The sequence below is a fragment of the Staphylococcus cornubiensis genome (assembly GCF_900183575.1).
In the GTDB taxonomy this organism is placed as follows: Bacteria; Bacillota; Bacilli; order Staphylococcales; family Staphylococcaceae; genus Staphylococcus; species Staphylococcus cornubiensis.
This window is the reverse complement of the sequence record NZ_FXUZ01000001.1, coordinates 271,343-295,260: the sequence shown is the minus strand read 5'-3', so window position 1 is coordinate 295,260 and position 23,918 is coordinate 271,343. Positions and strand designations below refer to the sequence as shown.

At 36.4% G+C, this 23,918-nt stretch carries 23 protein-coding genes; 1 reads left to right on the top strand and 22 read right to left on the bottom strand.

Translation table 11 applies throughout. From position 1 onward, the window contains the following. Nucleotide 1: 1 nt before the first annotated feature. The 3 genes from dnaG to ccpN form a co-directional block, all read right to left on the bottom strand. Complete coding sequence (gene dnaG, locus CCE82_RS01535) at nucleotides 2–1,789, bottom strand: DNA primase (RefSeq protein WP_086427961.1); 1,788 nt, start codon at nucleotides 1,787–1,789, stop codon at nucleotides 2–4. Nucleotides 1,790–1,860: 71 nt separating this feature from the next. Further along, entirely contained in the window at nucleotides 1,861–2,688 is an 828-nt protein-coding gene (locus CCE82_RS01530; protein ID WP_086427674.1) for a pyruvate, water dikinase regulatory protein, read from the bottom strand. Nucleotides 2,689–2,699: 11 nt separating this feature from the next. After that, a complete protein-coding gene (gene ccpN, locus CCE82_RS01525; RefSeq protein WP_086427673.1) occupies nucleotides 2,700–3,323 on the bottom strand; it encodes a transcriptional regulator CcpN in 624 nt (207 codons plus the stop codon). Nucleotides 3,324–3,819: 496 nt separating this feature from the next. Between ccpN and CCE82_RS01520 the strand changes: the two genes are divergently transcribed. Beyond that, nucleotides 3,820–5,214, top strand: a complete 1,395-nt coding sequence (locus tag CCE82_RS01520) for a glycine--tRNA ligase (RefSeq protein WP_086427672.1) — start codon at nucleotides 3,820–3,822, stop codon at nucleotides 5,212–5,214. 100 nt (nucleotides 5,215–5,314) lie between these two features. Here CCE82_RS01520 and recO read toward each other — a convergent pair whose 3' ends face one another. From recO to lepA, 19 genes are all read right to left on the bottom strand, one after another. Continuing rightward, nucleotides 5,315–6,085 carry a DNA repair protein RecO gene (gene recO / locus CCE82_RS01515; protein ID WP_086427671.1) on the bottom strand — a complete coding sequence of 257 codons (771 nt, stop codon included), beginning with the start codon at nucleotides 6,083–6,085 and terminating at the stop codon, nucleotides 5,315–5,317. A gap of 24 nt (nucleotides 6,086–6,109) precedes the next feature. Then, nucleotides 6,110–7,006: a GTPase Era gene (gene era / locus CCE82_RS01510; protein ID WP_086427670.1), complete on the bottom strand. Its 897-nt coding sequence runs from the start codon at nucleotides 7,004–7,006 to the stop codon at nucleotides 6,110–6,112. Next, nucleotides 7,003–7,410 (bottom strand): cytidine deaminase, encoded by a 408-nt coding sequence (gene cdd / locus CCE82_RS01505; protein ID WP_086427669.1) that lies wholly within the window; start codon nucleotides 7,408–7,410, stop codon nucleotides 7,003–7,005. Before cdd ends, era begins: the two co-directional genes overlap by 4 nt. Before the next feature lie 15 nt (nucleotides 7,411–7,425). Continuing rightward, nucleotides 7,426–7,773 carry a diacylglycerol kinase family protein gene (locus CCE82_RS01500; RefSeq protein ID WP_086427668.1) on the bottom strand — a complete coding sequence of 116 codons (348 nt, stop codon included), beginning with the start codon at nucleotides 7,771–7,773 and terminating at the stop codon, nucleotides 7,426–7,428. Further along, nucleotides 7,770–8,234, bottom strand: a complete 465-nt coding sequence (ybeY, locus tag CCE82_RS01495) for an rRNA maturation RNase YbeY (protein WP_086427667.1) — start codon at nucleotides 8,232–8,234, stop codon at nucleotides 7,770–7,772. The genes CCE82_RS01500 and ybeY overlap by 4 nt, the downstream gene beginning before the upstream one ends. A gap of 3 nt (nucleotides 8,235–8,237) precedes the next feature. Then, on the bottom strand, nucleotides 8,238–9,182 hold the full coding sequence (locus CCE82_RS01490; RefSeq protein ID WP_086427666.1) for a PhoH family protein: 945 nt from the start codon (nucleotides 9,180–9,182) through the stop codon (nucleotides 8,238–8,240). 510 nt (nucleotides 9,183–9,692) lie between these two features. After that, nucleotides 9,693–10,307, bottom strand: coding sequence for a hypothetical protein (locus CCE82_RS01485; protein ID WP_086427665.1), 615 nt, complete (start codon nucleotides 10,305–10,307; stop codon nucleotides 9,693–9,695). Nucleotides 10,308–10,320: 13 nt separating this feature from the next. Beyond that, entirely contained in the window at nucleotides 10,321–11,316 is a 996-nt protein-coding gene (floA, locus tag CCE82_RS01480) for a flotillin-like protein FloA (RefSeq protein ID WP_086427664.1), read from the bottom strand. Nucleotides 11,317–11,334: 18 nt separating this feature from the next. Further along, nucleotides 11,335–12,015 (bottom strand): NfeD family protein, encoded by a 681-nt coding sequence (locus tag CCE82_RS01475; RefSeq protein ID WP_086427663.1) that lies wholly within the window; start codon nucleotides 12,013–12,015, stop codon nucleotides 11,335–11,337. A 450-nt stretch (nucleotides 12,016–12,465) separates the two neighbouring features. Then, a complete protein-coding gene (rpsU, locus tag CCE82_RS01470) occupies nucleotides 12,466–12,642 on the bottom strand; it encodes a 30S ribosomal protein S21 (protein ID WP_002471046.1) in 177 nt (58 codons plus the stop codon). Nucleotides 12,643–12,851: 209 nt separating this feature from the next. Continuing rightward, complete coding sequence (gene mtaB, locus CCE82_RS01465) at nucleotides 12,852–14,201, bottom strand: tRNA (N(6)-L-threonylcarbamoyladenosine(37)-C(2))-methylthiotransferase MtaB (protein WP_086427662.1); 1,350 nt, start codon at nucleotides 14,199–14,201, stop codon at nucleotides 12,852–12,854. 4 nt (nucleotides 14,202–14,205) lie between these two features. Beyond that, entirely contained in the window at nucleotides 14,206–14,958 is a 753-nt protein-coding gene (locus CCE82_RS01460) for a 16S rRNA (uracil(1498)-N(3))-methyltransferase (RefSeq protein ID WP_086427661.1), read from the bottom strand. A 1-nt stretch (nucleotide 14,959) separates the two neighbouring features. Beyond that, nucleotides 14,960–15,892: a 50S ribosomal protein L11 methyltransferase gene (gene prmA / locus CCE82_RS01455; protein WP_086427660.1), complete on the bottom strand. Its 933-nt coding sequence runs from the start codon at nucleotides 15,890–15,892 to the stop codon at nucleotides 14,960–14,962. 3 nt (nucleotides 15,893–15,895) lie between these two features. After that, nucleotides 15,896–17,029, bottom strand: a complete 1,134-nt coding sequence (dnaJ, locus tag CCE82_RS01450; RefSeq protein ID WP_086427659.1) for a molecular chaperone DnaJ — start codon at nucleotides 17,027–17,029, stop codon at nucleotides 15,896–15,898. Between the two features lie 109 nt (nucleotides 17,030–17,138). Next, the gene (gene dnaK / locus CCE82_RS01445) at nucleotides 17,139–18,974 is read right to left on the bottom strand and encodes a molecular chaperone DnaK (protein WP_086427658.1); all 1,836 of its coding nucleotides are present in this window, start codon (nucleotides 18,972–18,974) and stop codon (nucleotides 17,139–17,141) included. A gap of 63 nt (nucleotides 18,975–19,037) precedes the next feature. Then, nucleotides 19,038–19,670 (bottom strand): nucleotide exchange factor GrpE, encoded by a 633-nt coding sequence (gene grpE / locus CCE82_RS01440; RefSeq protein WP_086427657.1) that lies wholly within the window; start codon nucleotides 19,668–19,670, stop codon nucleotides 19,038–19,040. Between the two features lie 14 nt (nucleotides 19,671–19,684). Continuing rightward, on the bottom strand, nucleotides 19,685–20,674 hold the full coding sequence (hrcA, locus tag CCE82_RS01435; RefSeq protein ID WP_086427656.1) for a heat-inducible transcriptional repressor HrcA: 990 nt from the start codon (nucleotides 20,672–20,674) through the stop codon (nucleotides 19,685–19,687). A 104-nt stretch (nucleotides 20,675–20,778) separates the two neighbouring features. Continuing rightward, nucleotides 20,779–21,900, bottom strand: coding sequence for a radical SAM family heme chaperone HemW (gene hemW / locus CCE82_RS01430; protein ID WP_086427655.1), 1,122 nt, complete (start codon nucleotides 21,898–21,900; stop codon nucleotides 20,779–20,781). Between the two features lie 67 nt (nucleotides 21,901–21,967). Next, a complete protein-coding gene (gene lepA / locus CCE82_RS01425) occupies nucleotides 21,968–23,791 on the bottom strand; it encodes a translation elongation factor 4 (RefSeq protein WP_086427654.1) in 1,824 nt (607 codons plus the stop codon). Nucleotides 23,792–23,918 lie beyond the last annotated feature (127 nt).

Here is a 23,918-nt window from a genome sequence, read left to right as displayed (position 1 = left end):
ATTATTCTTGACTCTTCAATCTAGCTCTATTTTTATTTACAATCATCTCTAAATAGTACTTTTGAGATGCAATATCTCCAACACGTGTCGCTTCACGTAATTTTTCGTGGAGTTCTTCAATTGACTCAGAATAACGATGTGCAGTCATCACTTGAATGTAATCAGCGATCTCGTTTTCATACGGTTCCCGGTTAAGTGGATAATCCCATAAATATATCAACACTTCTTTTAATACATCGCGATCAATATACGTGATGAATTCACTCATCGTAAACGAATCAAATTTTGAATAAAATTCTCGTAAGATAATAAATATACGTTTAAAATATTCATTTGTAAAGTCTGTTTCATCAATATCTTGATAAAAACTTAGAAATACTTCCTTATCCATGATGAAATGTTTTAAAATTGCACGCTCAGCTTTTTCGTATTTATTCGGTTGCATTAACTGAGTCGTTTGTATTTGTACAGGCCCGGCTTGTTCGTAATGATGCTGCGGCTGAACCCTTTCTACTTCCTTATTTAGACTATCAGCACTAACTTTAAACACTTCAGAAGCATTTTGGACGACTTTATTTTTTAAAATATGAGATGAAATTAACGCTGCGTCCTCAATAAACATTTGATAATACTTTTCATAAGCCAAATCATTGTTTTGAATTTCATGTTGATGTTGTTGCAATTTAAAACTTACAAACGCTTTTTTCTCAGTATTCACAAATGTATTAAATTTTTCAGCGCCAAATTTCATAATATATTCATCTGGGTCCATTTTTGAAGGCAACTGAACGACATACACATTAAACTGTTGTTGTAAAAGTTGCTGTCCTGTTTTCATAGTAGCTTCAATCCCTGCGAAGTCACCATCAAACATCAGTGTCACATTACTACACAGCTTTTTTAAAAACGTCATATGTTCATTGGATAACTGTGTCCCCATACTTGCTACAACATTTTTTAATCCTGCGTCATCTGCCTTTATAACATCCATAAAGCCTTCTAAAAGTACCACTTCATCTTGTTGTCGAATACTTTTACGTGCTTCAGACAAGTTGTATAACAATTTTCTCTTTTGGAAAATAGGTGATTCAGGGCTATTCAAATATTTAGGTTCTTGTCCAGTATAAGTTCGACCAGAATATCCTACGATTCGCCCTTGTGCATTGGCGAGCGGGAAAATGATTCGATTTCTAAAACGGTCGTAATAGTTGAAATCTGTATCGTTACGGGACAAAATACCTGCTTCATAGCCAAGCTGTAAATCATAGCCTTTCTTTTCCATAAAGTCAGTGGCAAAATGGGATGAATCCGGTGCATAACCTATTTTGCGTGCATCAATCATATCATCTGTAAAGCCACGTTCATATAAATAATTTAAAGCTTGTTCACCTTCAACTGTTTTTTTTAACAAATAATGATAATACGACAATATCTCTTCATGCATTTGAATCATTTTTAAATCATCAGAAGCGATATGCATATCATCATTTGTTTCGCCAATATCAACCTTTATGTTGACGCGTTCCCCAAGATGTTGAACAGCTTCAGTAAAGGAGATATTTTCAATTTCTTGAATAAACTGAAAGACATTGCCTCCTTTTTTACATCCAAAGCAATGACAAATTTGTTTGTCTTCAGAAACTGTAAATGAAGGTGTCTTCTCATCATGAAAAGGACACAAACCGATATAATTGCGCCCTCTTTTTTCAAGCTTTACATATTCACTCACAATGTCGAGTATGTCAGACTGCTGCTTAATTTCTTCAATCGTGTTTTGTGGTATTCTCATGTCATCACCTTGTATCACCATTCATCTCTATGTTATAGGTTGCATTACAAACAGTTGTAATATTATACAATTTATTCACTCATAAAGGAATGATTATGCTCAATAATTTGGATAATGTTATTGGCAGTTTCTTCAATGGCTTTATTAGATACGTCTAACACTGGGCAACCGATACGTTCGACAATTTGGTTGAAATACTCTAACTCTTCAGCAATTCGTTGGTCAGTTGCATAACGCGCTGAATCAGCTAATCCGAGTTGTTTTAATCTTTCTTTTCTAATCGCATTTAATTTTTCAGAGCTAATTTTAAGTGCCACACATTTTTTCGGGTCCACTTCAAATAATGACTCTGGCGGCGTGACTTCAGGTACAATCGGCACGTTCATCACTTTATAACGTTTATGGGCTAAATACTGCGAAATTGGTGTTTTTGACGTGCGCGAAATACCTATCAGCACAATATCAGCTTTAGGTAAGCCTTTCGGATCTTTACAGTCATCATATTTTACTGCAAATTCCATTGCTTCAATTTTTTTAAAGTAGTCTTCATCTAATTTATGCACAACACCAGGCTCATTCAACGGTTTTTGCTGGAAAGTATCTTCCATTACAGTGAGCATTGGTCCCATGACATCGACAGATTTGAGTTGATATTTATCGATATTTTCTTGGATGTAAGCTCTAATATCAGGTCGCACAAGTGTATAAATAATAATAGATTCCACTTCTCTAGCAACCGCTATGACTTCATCTATATTTTCTTTTGTTTCAATATAAGGATAGCGAAGAATATGATTCGAACAATCGCTATATTTAAATTGAGACATACAAGCTTTTGCAACTAACTCGGCGGTTTCCCCTACTGAGTCTGAAGCAATAATGATCTTTACATTCGTCATAGATTATCCTCCTAATAATCGAACAACGATACAAATAGTTTCGTAATCGTCGTTTTGGAGATACGGCCAGTGACTTCGAATTTGCCGTTATCTTTTTCTCTTACAATAGGTATCGAATCGATTTCCTTATGAATCATTTGTCTCGCAGCATATAGCACGAGGTCATCTTCTTTGAGTAAAACAATATTAGGCATACGTGTCATAATGATATTCACCGGCATCGTATGAATATCTTGCCCTGCCATGGAAGCGCGGAGCAAATCTTTTCTAGAACATACACCAACGAGTTCATTTTCTTTATTTACAATAAATAAAGTTCCTACATCTTCAATAAAAATAGAACAAATAGCTTCATAAACTGTCACATTACTTTTTAAAATGACGGGCTGGGATTGATAGTCTTTGACGATATATTTTCTAAATTTTTCGGTCAAAAGTTGGGAACTTGATTTACCTGAATAAAAATAACCGACACGCGGTCTTGCTTCTAAAAATCCCGCCATTGTTAAAATAGCAAGGTCTGGACGCAATGTTGCGCGCGTTAAATTTAGTTGTTCAGCAATTTTTTCCCCAGTAATAGGCCCATCAGATTTTACAATTTCAACGATAAGTTCCTGTCTTGGATTGAGTTCTATCTGAGTCTCTGTCTATTTAAAACCGACTGACATGCGGTTATGCTAATTAAATAGCAGAAGTGCCCCCTTTTTAACATATTAGCACTATATTTTTTACATCTAGTATCATTATTTGAAACTCGAACTGACTGCTATATGTGATTGACAGCAACATCCACCATGTGAACAAGATAGATATTGCTTTTCACATTCAATGGACAAGTGGCGTAAATCAATGCGTCTTTTTATTGAATACATTTTCCATTATAACTTGTTATGGAATATCAGACAATTATGTTTTTCCTTGCCTTTCCTTTTCGTATAATTTAGAATTAAAAATAAAGCGAGTTAAGGGCGGTGAAAGCTTAACACTTTGATTTGGCGTATGAATTCAAATTCAATAAAAGTGAGTGGCTACACTAATTTGGGTGGAACCGCGGATTATCCTAATAATTCGTCCCAAGGCAAAGTTAATTCTTTGGCTTGGGATTTTTTTAATTTTTAAGGAGTGTAAAATATGGAAAAGAAAAACATGGATACGATTGTACAACTGGCTAAGCACAGAGGATTTGTATTTCCTGGTAGTGAAATTTATGGTGGTTTAGCAAACACATGGGATTACGGTCCTCTAGGTGTTGAACTTAAAAATAACGTTAAAAAAGCATGGTGGAAAAAGTTTATTACACAATCCCCTTATAATGTAGGTTTGGATGCTGCTATTTTAATGAACCCTAAAACTTGGGAAGCTTCAGGTCACTTAGGTAACTTTAACGACCCAATGATTGATAACAAAGATAGTAAAATCCGTTATCGTGCGGACAAGTTGATTGAAGACTATATGGCGAACGTTAAAGGTGACGAAAACTTTATCGCGGATGGTTTAAGCTTTGAGGAAATGAAACGTATCATTGATGAAGAAGGTATTACTTGCCCTGTCAGTGGCACTGCAAACTGGACAGACATCCGTCAATTCAACTTAATGTTCAAAACATTCCAAGGTGTAACTGAAGATTCAACAAACGAAATCTTTTTACGTCCTGAAACGGCGCAAGGTATTTTCGTCAACTACAAAAATGTGCAACGTTCAATGCGTAAAAAGTTACCATTTGGTATTGGGCAAATCGGTAAATCATTCCGTAACGAAATTACACCAGGTAACTTCATTTTCCGTACGCGTGAATTCGAGCAAATGGAACTTGAATTCTTCTGTAAACCAGGTACAGAAATTGAATGGCAAAACTACTGGAAAGATTTTGCGGCAAATTGGCTTGAAAGTTTAGGCCTTAACAAAGAAAATACGCGTTTACGTGACCATGACGAAGATGAATTATCACACTACTCAAATGCAACAACAGATATCGAATACCGTTTCCCATTCGGTTGGGGTGAGTTATGGGGTATTGCGAGTCGTACAGACTATGACTTGAAAAAACATAGTGAACATTCTGGAGAAGACTTCAGTTATCACGATCCTGAAACAAATGAAAAGTACATCCCTTATTGTATTGAACCATCATTAGGTGCAGACCGTGTGACATTAGCCTTTTTATGCGATGCCTATGATGAAGAAGGTGTTGAAGGTAGCAAAGATGCGCGTACAGTACTTCATTTCCACCCTGCCATCGCACCATATAAAGCAGCTGTCTTACCATTAAGTAAAAAATTATCTGCTGATGCGATTAAAGTATACGAACAATTAAGTGAAGACTTTGTGGTAGATTTTGACGAATCACAATCTATCGGTAAACGTTACCGTCGTCAAGATGAAATCGGTACACCGTATTGTATTACATTTGACTTTGATTCATTAGAAGATCAACAAGTGACTGTACGTGACCGTGACACAATGGAACAAGTCCGCATGCCAATTAGTGAACTTAATGCGTTTTTAGCTGAAAAAGTTAAATTCTAATCCATTTCATAAAAAACCCTCGTCCGTTATATTAAACGTATTATCGGACGAGGGTTTTGTTTTCATAGTGATAGATGTTTAATTGTTTGGACTGAACATTTCAATCTTCCGATGAATCAGTCACTTTCAATCGGTTCAACTGATTAATCAAACGTTGACTTTTAAAATACATGCCTGCATATTCTTTATACAACAACAAGATGAACTTCGACATTTCTTCTACAATCCCATCTTGAATTCGTAACGATTTGATTTTTTCTAGCGGTAAATCTTTCAATACATATGTTAAATAAATTGTTTTATTAGATAAAGGCAATGCATGAGGATCGCGATTTGTCACTTCTGATGTGATAATGCCATCATATTTAAAACTAAAATGTGTCAGGTGTGCTGGGTTGGTGTCGCCGGTAATGGCACATTTTGATAAATCAATATCAAACCCAAAGCGCGTCATACATTTTAACATGACAATATTTGCAACAAGTTGAGGTGAAACCTCCTCGTGAAGACGATCAAAAGCGAAATTCAATAACTGATACATACTAGGATTGATTTCATCTGCTTCCATCGCACGATCAATCGTTTCCAAACACAAACTGGCATAACTATGTGCATAAATGTCTTGTCGTAACTCATAATTGAGGTTGAGGACATCGACAGAAGTAAGCGTCCCCATCCCTTTCCACTGATTATAAATAAACAAACCTTGGACAAATATTTGAGTCGTCGCTTGAAGGCCAGTTTTAACTTTTTTCGCACGACGTACCATTAATGGTACTTTAGCGCCGTGCTCATTTAAGATGGTAATGATTTTGTCAGACTCACCATAATCAACTGCTTTTATAATGATGCCTTTTTGTTTAACAAGCACTTCATCACCACCTCTGTCTATCGTTTATTCATCTTCTACATAACCCATTTGTTTGATAAAGCTTGATTTGTTACGCCAATCTTTTTGAACTTTAACCCATAGATCAAGGTAAACTTTGGACCCTAACAGATGTTCAATATCTAAACGCGCACGCTTACCGATTTCTTTGAGTTTTTTGCCGCCTTTACCAATCACAATGCCTTTTTGTGAATCGCGTTCGACAAATATGACTGCTTCAATATGGACACGATCTTCAGACTCTTGTGTCATGCGTTCAACGTTTACCCCAATGGCATGCGGAATTTCCTCGCTAGTTGTTTGTAAAATCTTTTCACGAATCAATTCACTCACTACAAATTGTTCAGGATGGTCAGAAATTTGGCCATCTGGATAATATTGCGGGCCTTCAGGTAAATAAGATTTTAAGACATTAATAAAATGATCCACGTTATGGCCTTCTAATGCAGAGATCGGTACAATTTCTGCAAAATCCATATAGCTTTGGTACTGCTCGATTCTTGGCATTAAAGCATCTGGATGAACTAAATCAATTTTGTTTAATACTAAAAAGACAGGTGTTTTAACCGTTTTCAACATTTCCATAATATATTCATCGCCACGACCAATTTCTTCATTGACGTTGACCATAAACATCACAGCATCAATTTCAGAAAGTGTGTTTTTAGCGACTTTCATCATATAATCGCCTAACTTATGTTTCGGTTTATGAATACCGGGTGTATCTAAAAAGACAATCTGAGCATCTTGTTGTGTCATCACACCTTGTATTTTATTTCGAGTCGTTTGCGCTTTATCAGACATAATCGCAATTTTATGACCGATAACACGATTGACAAATGTGGATTTCCCTACATTAGGGCGTCCAATAATTGTCACAAATCCTGACTTATATTCATTCATATATTTAAATCCTTTCCTGAAAATCCATATGGTAATAGTTCGGCTACTGTCGCTTCACGCATTTCACCAGTTTGATTCGTCATATATACTGGCATATCGTCATCACAAAGTTCTTTAATCACTTGTCGACAAGGACCGCATGGTGACGCAAGCTCAGGACTATCTACTGTAATAGTGATCGATTCAAAATCACCTGGTCGATACCCTTGTGAAATCGCCGCCACTAATGCAGAACGTTCAGCGCAAATAGATGATGGATAGGCTGCATTTTCAACGTTTGCCCCATGGAACGTTTGCCCATCTTTAGTAACAAGATATGCGCCAACTTTAAATTGACTGTATGGTGCATAAGCTTTTTGTTGTGCTTTTCTAACCTCAGTGTAGTGTTTATCTGTATAGCCCATGTTTATCTTCTCCTCTTAAAATAATGAAACGAATTTCGGTATAAAAATGATACATCCCACAATAAATGCAAAGAATGATGCGAGCAAGACACTGAACGCTGCAATATCTTTGGCGTGTTTCGCATTGATGTGATAGTCTTCTGTCGTTAAATCAACCGCGTATTCAATTGCAGTATTAATCGCTTCAGTAATGATCACAAGAAATATCGCTAAAATGATGAAGAGCCATTCTAACGCATTCAATGAAAACGCCCATCCAAATATTAATATCAAGGCTGCTATGATGAGATGGTATAAAAAGTTGTGGTCTTTTTTTAAAATGGTACAGCAACCTTGATAGGCATATTTAAAACGATTTATCATGAGTCTCTCGTCAATCCAAATCGATTTAATATGTCTTTTTGGCGCCCAAACATAACTTTTTCATCTTCATCCGTCATATGGTCATAACCGAGTAAATGTAAAAAGCCATGGAGTGCTAAAAAGCCAAGCTCACGTTCAAAAGAATGCGCGTATTGTTGTGCTTGTTCTACTGCGACATCAGTACAAATAATGATGTCTCCTAAAACACGTGGCACATCCATACCTTCAAAAATGTCTTCCTCTTCTTCAAATGAAAACGAAATCACATCTGTAACTTTATCTTTTTGACGGTAATCGCGGTTAATCTCTTGAATTTCAACTTTATCTACAAAAGTGACAGACAGTTCAGCGTCTTCTTCAATGCCTTCTTCAGTTTTAGCGAATTCTAACAACTTTCTAATCTGTGTGTACCACTCATCTTTGACTTGTTCGGTATGATCACTAAAATCAATTGTAAACATAGATTAGTCCTCCTCATATCTACTGATGATAAGACCAACTAATGGATGACGTACAACATCAGCTTGGTCTAAGTGTTGGATAGCGAGCCCTTTAATATTCTTTAAGCGTTGTTCAGCTTCAATCAGACCACTTTTAACCCCTCGAGGTAAATCGATTTGTGTCTTATCTCCTGTGACCACCATTTTAGATCCGAAACCTAGTCGCGTTAAAAACATTTTCATTTGCGCGTGGGTTGTATTTTGCGCTTCATCTAATATCACAAATGCATCGTCTAAAGTTCTCCCACGCATATAGGCAAGTGGCGCAATTTCGATGACGCCACGTTCGATGAGTCGTGCAGTTTGTTCAGCACCTAGAACCGTATTTAAACTATCATATAATGGGCGTAAATATGGATCCACTTTCTCTTTTAAGTCACCTGGTAAAAAGCCGAGTGATTCTCCTGCCTCTACAGCTGGTCGTGTTAAGACGAGGCGCTTCACTTGTCCTGCACGTAAGGCTTTTGCAGCATATACTACTGCTAAAAATGTTTTACCTGTACCCGCAGGCCCAATGCCAAATACTAAATCATTATTTTTCATCGCATGAATGTACATACGTTGACCCATCGTTTTAGCACGGATTGTTTTCCCGAATGCATCTTTAGTAATTTCCTCTTCATATAAATCGATGAGATGCTCAATTTGACCATTTTTCGCCATTTTAATTGCTGCTTGTACATCTTTAACAGTAATGGATGCACCTTGTTCGATTACTTTTAATAAGTTAATTAGCACAGACTCAGCTTCAGTTACAGCACTGACCTTTTCGCCCTTTACTGCAACTTCTTGTCCTCTGGCATGTATGACAACATCAAACGCTTCTTCTATAAGGTGAATATGTTCATCATTGTTTCCTAATAATGCTTGTGCTTGGTTGATGTCGTCAATCTGAATCAATTCAGGCATAAAGTAACTCCTTTGCTCATATTGTTTATTATCAATGGGGGTGAGACATAAAAATTTTTGATGCTATTGATGCAATATTTTTGTATACCATTCACCCTCAATTACAGACTGCTTTAAAGTCATTAATGAATCATAAATCTCTGTATGGATTGAGGCTTAAAAATTTCAATGTCCCAACCCCAATCATATTTTGTGATTGCTATACTCACATTATAGCACGTTTACGCCGTTTCATACTTATCATTAACATTGAGATATTGTGTTTATATTTAACTTTTTGGCTTTTTTATAGGACATATATTTTAACATTTTAAAAACGAAAATGCTATCTTGTTTCATCATGTGTATGGCGACAAACATGTTTAAAAAATGTCTTACAAAAATATACAATATTACGATTGTTTCAAAAGTGAAAGACCATGGCGCATCTTTATCTACAAAAGAATAAAGACAAGCGACAATCTCAGATACTTTCCTGAAATCATCACTTGCCTCATATTAAGAGAGTGTTTATAACTGCTTAGGACGCTTTAAAACTTCTGACCAAATGAGTCCATTCACGACGTCATTATTTGAAAATGTTAAATCACCTTGTTGAATAGCGGTTGTGTTGTTTTCTTCCACCAATTGTTTAAGCTTAAATTGCTTTGTACGATTCGATAAATAGCTATCTTGAAGGATATTTCTTGCGCGTCTTTCAATGTGTGCAATTCGCTTTTGTCTTTCTTTATCAAGTTGTTTGTCTAGTTCACGCATATGTTGATCTAACATCTGTTGCATTTCTGCAGCTGCATCTTGCTTTTCTTTTGATTTTGACTGTGTCGATTCCGCGTGCTTTTCAACTTGAGTAGGTTGAGGTTTTACTGTTTTTTCAGGTTTTGGTTTCGGCTTTGGCTGTGTTTCTATAGGTTCAGGCGCTTCATCAAAATCTGAAAGTTCCTTTTCAAATTCTTCAAGTTTTTGTTGCATTTTCTCTAGGAAACCACCACTTTTTTGAGGTTCTATTTCCTTTGGCATATTTTGAGGCTTCTTTTGTTTTTGGCGTTTCTCATGACTTTTATCACCCACTGCGCTAAAAAGAGAAATGGCAATGGTGATAATAAATATGATAGTTCCAATACTCATCAAATCACCTCAATTACTGTTCAGGTGTTGAGTTGTTGTTTTGAGTGCTTTTATTAATAGCTTCTCTCATCCCTGTATCAGCTTCTATATTTTTTAAATTATAATAATCTTTCACTCCGATATTACCAGAACGTAATGCTTCTGCTAAAGCGAGTGGAACTTGTGCTTCAGCTTCGACAACCTTCGCATGCATTTCTTGTACACGTGCTTTCATTTCTTGCTCTTGTGCAACGGCCATCGCACGTCGCTCTTCAGCTTTAGCTTGTGCAATGTTTTTGTCTGCAATTGCTTGTTCAGTTTGTAAATCGGCACCAATGTTTTTACTAATATCCACATCGGCAATATCAATTGATAAAATTTCGAATGCTGTACCTGAATCTAAGCCTTTACTTAGAACAGTTTTAGAGATATTATCAGGGTTTTCTAAAACTTGTGTATGGTGTTCACTAGAACCGATTGTTGAGACAATCCCTTCACCTACACGGGCAATAATTGTATCTTCACCCGCACCACCGACTAAGCGTGAAATGTTCGCACGTACAGTAATTCGTGCTTTCGCCTTTACTTCAATCCCGTTCATTGCAACACCTGCAATAAATGGCGTTTCGATTACTTTAGGGTTTACAGACATTTGCACGGCTTCTAATACGTCACGACCAGCTAAATCAATAGCAGCGCCACGTTCAAATGGTAAATTAATGTCCGCACGTTGCGCAGCGATATTCGCATCAACAACACGATCCACATTCCCACCTGCTAAATAGTGAGATTCCAATTGATTTGTTGTTAAGTGTAAGCCGGCTTTATGTGCTTTAATTAACGGTCCAATCACTTTACGCGGTGAAACACGACGTAAGCGCATCCCTACTAAAGTACCAATGCTTACTTTTACGCCAGCAGCTAATGCAGAAATCCATAAACCAACTGGTACAAATGAAAATAAAACCAATAAAGCAACAATAATTAATACTGCAATAACGATAAATGTAATTAATCCACTTGTTAACATTGCGTTCGCTCCTTATATTTAATTTTCTCTTACGACTACACGTGTACCCTCAACTTCGATAATCATGACTTCAGTATCTTTACTAATATATGAACCTTCAGAAACAGCATCGATGCGCTCATTCTTTAAAATGATAATACCTGAAGGGCGTAAATCAGTGTAAGTCACTGCAGTCTCACCAACGAGATGAGAGCGATCATTATGTGATGTATAGCCAGACTCTTTATTAGTTGAATCTTTTAATACGACTTTATCAAATAATGCTATACTCTTTTTAAAGAATTTCACTAAAATCACCCACTCGATTAATGTCAAAATTAACGCGAACACGACATTGAATATCATCATTGGTAAGTTATTTCCAAGTGTAATAAAGCTTAGGATGATCAGAATCATACCAATAATGCCTAACACTGCGCCGAATACGAACAATTCGATAATAACTAAAATCACGCCAATGACGAAAAACATGATTGTAATTACTGTTAAACTACCTTGAATGACAAAACCTAAAAAGACAACTAATAAAGCGAAAAGTGCCAAGATGCCGCCAAAATTAATCTTTCGAGAATAGAGTTGATATAAAAAACCAAGAAAGACAATACATGTTAAAATTAGCGAAATCGTTTGGGAAGTTATCCATTCTCCAAGATGACTGAAAACATTTGATTTAGCAATTTCCCCAATGATTGGGTTCATATGTATGAGATATTTAATATGCCACACACCTCACTCTCTTCCTTGTAGTATACATTAAAAAAGTGGAATCATGTAGTGTTATCAAGAAAGTTATTGAATAATTTTGACTTTATTCGTTATCAATTTTAAATCGTTATTTCGTTGTTTTGCGGTGTCAAGACATACTAATGCGTCGTATACAAGTCTCGGTTTTCAAAAGGTATCGAAATTTAAGGCGTACAAGTCATTTTTAGGAAATCACAAAAATTGAAAATAGATAATCAGACAGTGGACTTTAATTGTTATAATAAATGGAATGTGTGATGTAAGTGTGGTTGTAATAGTGAGAATTAAAAAAGATTAAAAATGTTATAGAACGTTTTTGATTTAGAAAGAACGCTTACCCATTATCGAGTAAGCGTTCTTTTATATCATCATTTGAATGTTGAGGGAGTTCAACACAATGAATGATTATCTGAACTTACGTTTACGCGCAGCTTCAGATTTCTTTTTACGTTTTACGCTTGGTTTTTCATAGAATTCGCGTTTGCGAACTTCTTGAATTGTACCGCTTTTTGAAACTGAGCGTTTAAAACGACGTAAAGCATCTTCTAATGATTCGTTTTTGCGGACTACTGTTTTAGACATCTGTATTTCCCTCCCTCCAAATATCAAAAAAACTTTTATTCATCATTTACATAGTAAGTAACCATGTAATGAATAGTATAAATTAAATCTTTTTGTCGGTCAATCTTCAAATTTACATTTTTTTAGAGAATATGAATCTTTTTCACATGATAATAAAAAATGTAAATAAAAGCAGACAATTTACTCAATGTGTTGCTATAAAAGTACGCTTAACTTAATACTTTTTCATTTTCCGAAGCGTTTGTCGCATGTTCAACAACACGTAACAATGAACCTTGATTTAATGGATAACCTGCTTGTGTAATTTTCACTTTACAAATTTGTCCGATTAATGATTCATCGCCAGCAAACTCGACTTTCATATAGTTATCGGCATACCCAACTAACACACCATCTTGAGAGCCTTTTTCTTCAGGAATAACCTCTAATACATCATTTTCAAATTTTGAAGCATAAGTTTTAGCAAGTTGATTACTCAGTTCAATGAGTTTATGAACACGTTCGTTTTTGATTTCTTCATCAATTTGATCGTCCATTCGTGCTGCTGGTGTTCCAATTCGCGGTGAATATGGAAAGACGTGTAATTCAGAGAAATGATGGTTGACGATAAAATCATATGTTTCTTGAAATTCTGCTTCAGTCTCTCCTGGAAAACCGACAATAACATCACTCGTTACTGCTAAACCTGGTAATGCAGCATGTAGCTTTTGAATACGTTCAGAAAAATGGGCCATTGAATACTTACGGCGCATACGTTTCAACACACTATCTGAACCAGATTGAAGAGGAATGTGCAAATGACGAACAACTTTTTGGGATTGTTGTAAGACTTCAATCACTTCATCAGTCAATTGGCTCGCTTCAATTGAAGAAATGCGAATGCGCTCTAAGCCATCAACCGTTTCTAAATCTCTTAACAATTGCGCCAAGTTGTAATCTTTTAAGTCTTGACCATACCCGCCTGTATGAATACCTGTCAACACGATTTCTTTGTAACCTGAGTTAACAAGTTGTGTCGCTTGTTCAATAACTTTTTGTGGATCTCTTGAACGCATTAACCCACGCGCCCATGGAATAATACAAAAAGTACAAAAATTGTTGCAGCCTTCTTGAATTTTAAGTGATGCACGTGTACGGTCTGTAAAATATGGCACATCTAACTCTTCGTATGTACGATTTTTCATAATATTACTTACGCCGTTAATCGGCTGACGTTCGTCTTGATACGTATCAATATAATCCAATAATTTATGACGATCTTGCGTACCTACAACAATGTCGACACCAGGAATTTCCATGATTTCAGCTGAAGATGTTTGTGCATAACAGCCCGTTACACAAATGACTGCATCTGGATTTTGTCGAATCGCACGACGAATAATTTGACGACTTTTTTTATCGCCTGTATTGGTTACTGTACATGTATTAATCACGAATACATCCGCATTTTGTTCGAAATCTACACGGTTATATTCTGCATCTTTAAATAACTGCCAAATTGCTTCTGTTTCATAATGGTTTACTTTACAACCTAATGTATGAAAGGCAACTGTAGACATAGATTCACCCCATTAATTCTATTTCGTAGCTTATGGCACTTAATGCATAAAGAGGCGCCGTTTCAGCTCGTAAAATACGAGGTCCTAGCCCTACGCTTTTTGCTACATTTTCAAAAAGTGCAATTTCGTCATCTGAAAAGCCGCCTTCAGGACCAAACAATAATAATACATGTGATCCGCGGTTGACTTGACGTAATTGCTGTTTAAACAAAGCGCGTTCATTTTCTTTAGCCGCCGCTTCATATGCCATAAGTACACAATCATATTGACTTATCATATCATATATTTCGTGTAAATTCGAGACAAATTTCACTTGAGGAATGACTTGACGGTAGCTCTGTTCAGCCGCTTCTTTCACTATCTTTTGCCAACGATCAACTTTTTTTGCTGCTTTTTGTTCATTCAGTTTAACGACAGAACGATCCATTTGTGTCGTTACAAACGATGTCGCGCCAAGTTCAGTTGCTTTTTGAAGTAACCATTCGTATTTGTCTCCTTTAATTAAGCCGCTACAAATTGTAATGTTAAATGGTAATTCTGTTTGAATATCTAATTGTTCAACTGTTTCTACAGTAATTTGTTGTGGCTCGATGGCAATGATCTTACAGCGATATGTTTGTGCATCTATAAAGTTAATAATGAGTTCATCACCAACTATTTGTCTCATCACACTCTTAATATGATGGATATCGTTACTATCAGTGATAAAAAAACGCTGATGTTGCTCAGCGTTTTCATTTAAAAAGTATCTTTGCATGTTATTTCACCTTCTGACCGATGATACATACCCAACCTGCTTCATTTTTAACTTCCTTGATTGAGAATCCTGTATCTTCCATTAATGTTTGAATTGCTTCACGCTTCTCTTCAATAATACCAGAAGTGATAAAGTAACCTTCAGGATTTAAACGATCGTATGCATCTTGAACCATTTTTTCAATAATATGCGCTAAAATGTTCGCGATGACAACATCATATTGTCCTTTTTCTTCCATAAGCAAATTACCAGTTGCTGTTTCAATGGCATCTAAACAGTGATTTTTCTCAAAGTTTTCTTTCGCAACTTGGACAGCCATTTCGTCTAAATCAGTCGCTTTGATTGATTGTGCACCTAATAAGTAAGAAGCAATACTCAAAATGCCCGAGCCCGTGCCGACATCAATGACACGGTGTTGTGGTTGGACAATCTGCTCAAGCGCTTTAAGGCACATACTTGTTGTAGGATGGTCTCCAGTTCCGAAAGCCATGCCTGGATCCAACTCAATATAAAGATGTGTGTCGTCACGCTCGACAGATTCCCAACTTGGCACTATGAAAAAACGCTCAGACGCTTTAAATGGATGGAAGTAATTTTTCCATTCATTTTCCCAATCAGACTCTTGGACGAACTTTTCTTCTATCGCCAATACATTACGGTCTATCATAGGTGACGCTTTAAGTTGTGCTAATATATTATTTTTCAAAGTTTCGTCGTATTGTAAGTCATTAAAATAGGCTTTAACAATCATATGTTGCTCAGGATAGTCAGCTGGATTAAGTTCAAAAATTTCACCAAATCGGTCTTCGCGAATCTTGGAAAGTTCATGAGAGTCCTCAATCGCAACCCCACTAGAACCTGCTTCTTGTAATATTTCAGTGGCGATAGATTCCGCTTCTTGATTAACCGTTACAGAAAGTTCAATCCAATTCATGGGTTATTCTCCTTTAAAAAAACGACGTGCTTTATCTTTAAAATTTGAAGGTTGTTCGTTTACTGTTTCTCCTGATGCTTCAGCAAATTCTTTTAGCAGTTCACGTTGACGTTCATTTAAACGTGTTGGTGTTTGTACACGAATATTAACAAATAAATCACCATAGCCGTAGCCATGTACGTTTTTAATCCCTTTACCTTTCAATCTAAATTGCTTACCTGTTTGTGTCCCCTCAGGAACTGTTAACATGACATGACCTTTTAATGTAGGGATTTTCACTTCGTCACCTAAAGCAGCTTGGGCGAAACTAATGTTGTGGTTATATAAAATGTCATCACCTTCACGTGTGAATTTATCAGAAGGTTGAACACGGAAAATAACGAACAAGTCACCTGCAGGACCACCATTTTCACCAGGACCACCTTGACCTGCTAAGCGGATTTGTTGATCATTATCGACACCTTCAGGCACAGTCACTTCAAGTTTAACATTTTTCAATTCTGTACCTTTACCGTGACATGTTGGACATGGTTCTTCAAATTCTTCTCCTGTACCATTACATTCAGGACAGACTTTTTCAGTTCTAACACGGCCTAAAATCGTATTTTGTTCGACAGAGACATGACCTGCACCGTTACAATATGAACATGTTTTCTTCTTAGTTCCAGGTTTTGCACCTTCACCATCACATGTATGACATGTCACTTCTTTTCGAATTGAGATTTCTTTCTTAGTACCGAAAACAGCCTCATCAAAAGTGACAGTCATTGTATATTGAAGATCGTCACCTCGACGTGGCGCATTTGGGTCACGTTGACGCTGTGCACCACCGAAAAATTGACTAAAGATATCTTCAAAACCACCGCCACCGAATCCAGAAAAGTCTTGACCTCCAAATCCTTGACCAAAGCCACCTTGTGGACCACTGTGACCAAATTGATCGTATTGCGCACGTTTATTTTCGTCACTTAACACTTCATAAGCTTCAGAGATTTCTTTAAACTTTTCGTCTGAACCTTCTTCTTTATTAATATCTGGATGGTATTTTTTCGATAATTTACGGTAGGCTTTTTTGATTTCATCTTTACTCGCACTTTTAGACACGCCAAGGACTTCGTAATAATCTCGTTTTGCCAATGCTCTCTCTCCTTTTGAATTGATTTTTTGAATAAAAAGAGGCTGGGACGATTGATTGTCCTAGCCCCTTTGAGCGACTTTTTACAGTCAATTTATTTGATCGAAAGACCTATTTTTGTTGGTTGTCGTCATCGTTAACTTCTTTAAATTCTGCATCTTCAACTGTATCATCGTTTTGAGAAGCATTCGCGCCACCTTGTTGTTGTGCAGCTTGTTGCGCTTGTTCATAAACTTTCATTGATAATTGTTGAACGACTTGTTCTAAAGCTTCTTTTTTCGCTTTAATATCTTCAATGTCGCTACCTTCTAATGCAGTTTTTAATTCATCTTTTTTCGCTTCAGCTTCTTTTTTATCGTCTTCGCTTACATTGTCACCTAAGTCTTTCAATGTTTTGTCGACTTGGAATACAAGTTGGTCAGCGTCGTTTCTTAAGTCTACTTCTTCACGACGTTTTTTGTCAGCTTCAGCGTTTTGTTCGGCATCTTTCACCATGCGATCGATTTCTTCGTCAGATAATGCAGAAGACGATTCGATGGTAATGTTTTGTTCTTTATTTGTACCTAAATCTTTTGCAGTTACGTTTACAATACCGTTTTTATCGATATCGAAAGTCACTTCGATTTGTGGTACGCCACGTGGTGCTGGTGGAATATCTGTTAATTGGAAACGACCTAATGTTTTGTTGTCTGAAGCCATTGGACGTTCACCTTGTAATACGTGAATATCTACTGCTGGTTGGTTATCTGCTGCAGTTGAGTAAACTTGAGATTTAGATGTTGGAATTGTCGTATTTCTTTCGATTAACGTATTCATACGACCACCCATGATTTCAATACCTAATGAAAGTGGTGTAACATCTAATAATACAACATCTTTAACATCACCAGTAATCACGCCACCTTGAATTGCTGCACCCATCGCAACAACTTCGTCAGGGTTTACACCTTTGTTTGGTTCTTTACCAATTTCTTTTTTGATAGCTTCTTGTACAGCAGGGATACGTGTTGAACCACCTACTAAGATAACTTCATCAATGTCAGCGTTTGAAAGGCCAGCGTCTTTCATTGCTTGACGTGTAGGTCCCATTGTTTTTTGTACAAGGTCATATGCTAATTCTTCAAATTTTGCACGGCTTAAAGTTGTTTCAAGGTGTAATGGACCTGCCTCACCAGCTGAGATAAATGGTAATGAAATTTGTGTTGAAGATACACCTGATAAGTCTTTTTTCGCTTTTTCAGCAGCATCTTTTAAACGTTGTAATGCCATTTTATCTTGTGATAAGTCCACACCATTTTCTGATTTGAATTGTTGTACTAAGTAATCAATAATCACTTGGTCAAAATCGTCCCCACCAAGTTTATTGTCACCTGCTGTTGCTAATACTTCGAATACACCGTCTCCCAATTCAAGGATAGACACGTCGAAAGTACCACCACCAAGGTCGAATACAAGTACTTTTTCATCTTTATCCGTTTTGTCTAAACCATAAGCTAATGCAGCAGCTGTTGGTTCGTTAATAATACGCTCTACTTCAAGACCAGCAATTTTACCAGCATCTTTAGTTGCTTGACGTTCTGCATCATTGAAGTAAGCTGGAACTGTAATAACAGCTTTTTCAACTTTTTCACCTAAATAGCTTTCTGCAGTGCTTTTTAAGTTTTGTAAAATCATCGCAGAAATTTCTTGTGGTGTGTAAGATTTACCATCGATATTTTCTTTATGGTCAGTACCCATATAACGTTTAATAGATTGGATTGTATTAGGGTTTGTGATTGCTTGACGTTTAGCGACTTCCCCAACTTGTGTTTCACCATTTTTAAATGCAACGACAGATGGTGTTGTTCTAGCGCCTTCAGGATTTTGAATAACTTTAGGTTCGTCACCTTCTAATACTGATACGCAAGAGTTTGTTGTACCTAAATCAATTCCAATTACTTTACTCATAGTCAAATTCCTCCTAATTTTCAAACATAGTTATTTTTACATAAATGGTTTTCTTCGTCAAAATTATTGATTTACTTTTACCATTGAAGCACGTAAGACTCTATCTTTCAATTGATAGCCAGCTTGTAACTCTTCGGTAATTTGTCCAGATTCGAAGTCAGGATTGTCATCTTGCATGACCGCCTGATGGAAGTTCGGATCAAACTGTTCACCTTCAGTTTTGATTTTTTCTAATCCGTTATCTTCAAGCGCTTTTAAAAGACTGTCATAAACCATTTCTACACCTTTTTTAAGTGCGTTAAATGATTCATCGTCGCCTTCGATTTTCAAAGCACGTTCAAAGTTATCAAGTGCTGGCAATACATCAGTGAGTACTTTTTGTGCTTGATATTTCTTTTGAGTTTGCGCTTCATTTTGAATACGTCTTTTATAATTTTCAAATTCTGCATATAAACGCAAATATTGTTCTTCTTTTGCATCAACTTCAGCTTTTAAAGAAGCGATCTCTTCATCTTTTGGATCTTGCGCTTCGTCATTTTCATTATTTTCAGAGTCTTGTTCTACTGCAACTTCTTCAGTGTCCACTTCTGGTTCTGAAGTTTGTGTTGTTTCTTGTGACTCAGTTTCTTTTGTTTCTTCGTCCTTACGCATGTCTTTTTCCTCTGACATTTTCAAACCTCCATTACGTTTAAACATTTCGTATCACTTTATTATGAAATCCGACTCAACAATTGTATCACATTATGATAATGCATAGCAGTAGGACCGATAACAGCAATATGACCTGTTAAATCTTTGTCTATTTGATAAGAACGGCTAAGTATGGCAATGCCGTGTAAATTTTGTTCAATCTCAGTCCCAATACGTACATTAATCAATTGGTCAGACATATCATGAATCACATCAGCAATACGATCGGACTCAATATATTTTAATATAGGTTGTATGGACGCCACAGTTGACTCGTTTAATCCTTCGATAAGTTGATGTTTACCACCTAAATATACACGTGTAGATTGATTGTTACGATATTGATGTAGCAAGTGAATAATACGTATGATTAAATCAGTTTCTTGATCATTAAATCCTAACATCCGATACATTTCTATGGATTGCTCGTTGTCATCGTCAAAAAAGTGACTGACATGTTCGGATAGATAGTTTGATACTTTAATGACTGATTGATCATTAAAAGGTTGTTCACACGTCACATGCACATGCTTCACGTGTCCAGTTTCATCAATCATCACTACGATAATGTGGTACGGATTTAACTTCATCAAATGCACATCCAATATAGAGGCCTTTGAATGATCAGGTCCTATTACAAGAGTTGTATAATGTGCTTGATTTGAAAACACTTTTGCAAAGCTATCTAACGTCGATGCTAAATCATAATGATGATTGACTAACATCTGATGAATATCTAGACCACTTTGCTTTTCAAAATGATAGGGTTGTTCTAACAAATGATTGGCATACAGTCTAAATCCTGCTTCTGATGGCACTCTACCTGAAGAAAAATGCGTTTTAGTGATCAGTGATTTTTCTTCTAAGGTTTTCATATCATTGCGAATCGTAGCAGGACTGACATCTACATTGTGCCTTTGTATTAAAGTGTTAGACCCAATAGGTTGTCCTAAGTCAACATAATCTTCAACAATTGCAGTTAAAATCTTCAATTGCCTTGGCGTAATCATGTTTTTCACCTCATTAGCACTCTTTCTAATCAAGTGCTAATTATAATTTATCAAATTGGTCAAAGTAAGTCAACGTTAAAGCATGATTTATTGAAAAAGTTTTTTTACACTTTGATAAACGCCTCAAATACAGTGTTTCCAACAATTCTCCCCTGTTCTGTTAAAGCGATTTGTTCGTCTGTTTGTTCAATCAAATTTTGACCTTCTAATGACAAAATTTCATTTGCATATACATCTTCAATCGTTTGATTAAATTTCTTTTTAAACTGTGCTTTATTCACGCCTTGATTCATTCTTAAACCTAAAAACATCTCTTCTTCTATTTGTTCTTTGACTGTGGGTGTCGTTTCCGTCAAACGAGGCAGTTCATGTTGTTGAATTTTTTTAATGTAATGATTAACGGGATTGACATTTGTATAACGAACACCATTGATATACCCACTTGCTCCTGCACCAAAGCCGTAATAACTTTCATTTTTCCAATACACTTGATTATGAACGGATTCATGCCCTTTTTTAGCAAAGTTAGAAATTTCATACTGATGTAATCCACTGTCTTTGATACGGTCCATTAAATATTGATACATCTCAGCCCCAATATCTTCATTTGGCATTTTAAGCTTCCCTTTGCGGTACTGATTATAAAATTGTGTTTGAGGTTCTAGAATCAATCCGTAACTTGATAAATGATCAATATCAAGACGGAGCGCTTCTTCCAAACTCTCTTGAAATTGAGACATCGTTTGGCCTGGTAAATGATACATTAAATCTAAACTAATCGATGGAATACCATGACGACGTGCGTTCTCAATCGCTCGATAAATATCAGATTTTTGATGACTTCGGCCTAATGTTTTTAGTAACGTATCGTCAAAAGTTTGTACACCAAGTGAGAGCCGATTGACACCATATTTTTTCAATAAGGCGACTTTTTCTTCTGTTAACTCATCTGGATTAGCTTCAAATGTATATTCACCTTTAATATTAAACTGGTCATTAATCGCTTGTAATAAATATTCTAATTGTGACTCAGATAATGCGGTAGGCGTACCACCACCGACAAATAACGTTTCTAAATCAGATGCTTTCGATTGCTTCATTTCTTCTACTAAACATTCCAAGTATTGATCGACAGGTTGATTTTGGATGAAATATTTATTGAAATCACAATACGTACAGATTTTTACACAAAAAGGAATATGAATATACGCACTTTTTGCTTTCATTAGTATTCACCTCATAAAATATGCCCCCTCGACACCTCAAGATGCGCGGGAGCATGTAATTTTGTCTTTATTCATCGTCCATCTTCAGTACGGCTAAGAAAGCATCTTGTGGGATTTCAACACTACCAACAGCTTTCATTTTAGCTTTACCGGCTTTTTGTTTTTCTAATAATTTACGTTTACGGCTAATGTCACCGCCATAACATTTTGAAAGGACGTTTTTACCCATTGATTTAATGTTCGTTCTCGCTACAATTTTATGCCCTACTGCAGCTTGGACAGGCACTTCGAACTGTTGTCGCGGAATTAACGTTTTTAATTTTTCTACGAGCGTTTTACCACGTTCATAAGCAAAGTCACGATGCACAATAAAGCTTAATGCATCTACTTTATCACCATTAAGTAAAATGTCCATTTTAACAAGGTTACTTTCTTTGTTCTCGATAAATTCATAATCAAATGAAGCGTAACCTTTTGTGTTGGATTTCAATTGATCAAAGAAATCAAAAACAACTTCTGATAATGGTAATTCATAAACGATACTCACACGAATATCATCCAAGTAATCCATATTCACGAATTGACCACGTTTACGTTGACAGAGTTCCATGACTGCACCTACATAATCATTTGGAACCATCATTGTCGCACGTACATAAGGTTCGAACACTTTGTCAATTTGATCTCGGTCAGGCATTTGTGCAGGGTTATCGACTTGAATTTGTTCTCCGTTTCTTAATACTACAGTGTAGATAACGGACGGCGCAGTTGCGATAAGTTCAATGCCGAATTCACGTTCGATACGTTCTTGAATAATTTCCATATGCAACATACCTAAGAAGCCTGTACGATAACCGAATCCGAGTGCTTTTGAAGATTCTGGTTCGAATTCTAATGAAGCATCGTTTAACTGTAATTTTTCTAATGCTTCACGTAAATCGTTGTAGTCTTTATTATCAATTGGGAAAAGACCACAATAAACCATTGGATTCATTTTTTTATACCCTTTTAAAGGTTTGTCAGCAGGTCTCTCTGCATGCGTAATCGTATCACCTACACGAGAATCATCTACATTTTTAATACTTGCAATGATATAACCTACATCACCAACAGTTAGCTCTTCTACTGGCAATTCTTTTGGTGTGTTGATACCGACTTCAGTCACTTCGAATGTTTTTCCTGTCGCCATCATTTGAATACGGTCACCCGCTTTTACCACACCATCTACCACACGTATAGAAGAAATGACACCGCGATATGGGTCATATTCGGAGTCGAAAATTAATGCTTTCAGTGGCGCAGCTGGATCTCCGTCTGGTGGTGGTACCATTTCAACAATCTTTTCTAAAATTTCATCAATGCCGATATTTGCTTTTGCACTCGCAAGTACAGCGTCATCTTTATCTAAACCAATCACATCTTCAACTTCTTGTTTAACACGTTCAGGTTCAGCAGCCGGTAAATCGATTTTGTTGATGACTGGAATCAACTCTAAATCATTGTCGAGCGCTAAATATACATTGGCTAAAGTTTGCGCTTCGATACCTTGTGCTGCATCTACAACAAGAATTGCGCCTTCACAAGCTGCTAATGAACGTGACACTTCATATGTAAAGTCGACGTGTCCTGGTGTATCAATCAAATGAAATGTGTATGTTTGACCATCTTTCGCGTCATATTTTAAACGTACTGCATTTAATTTAATTGTAATTCCACGTTCACGCTCTAAGTCCATAGAATCTAAGAGTTGTGCTTGCATTTCTCGAGATTCAACAGATTTTGTATTTTCTAAAATTCGATCGGCTAAAGTAGATTTCCCATGGTCGATATGCGCTATGATCGAAAAATTCCTGATATTTTTACGTCTATTTAAACGTTCTTGATTATCCATATCATCATACTCACTTTCATAAGTTTACCCGTAAATTAACGATTACATCTTTGCTATAATAACGTTTTTAGGGATTAATTGCAACTGTCTGAATACACAATACACGCGATTCAAAGCGTCAATTCAA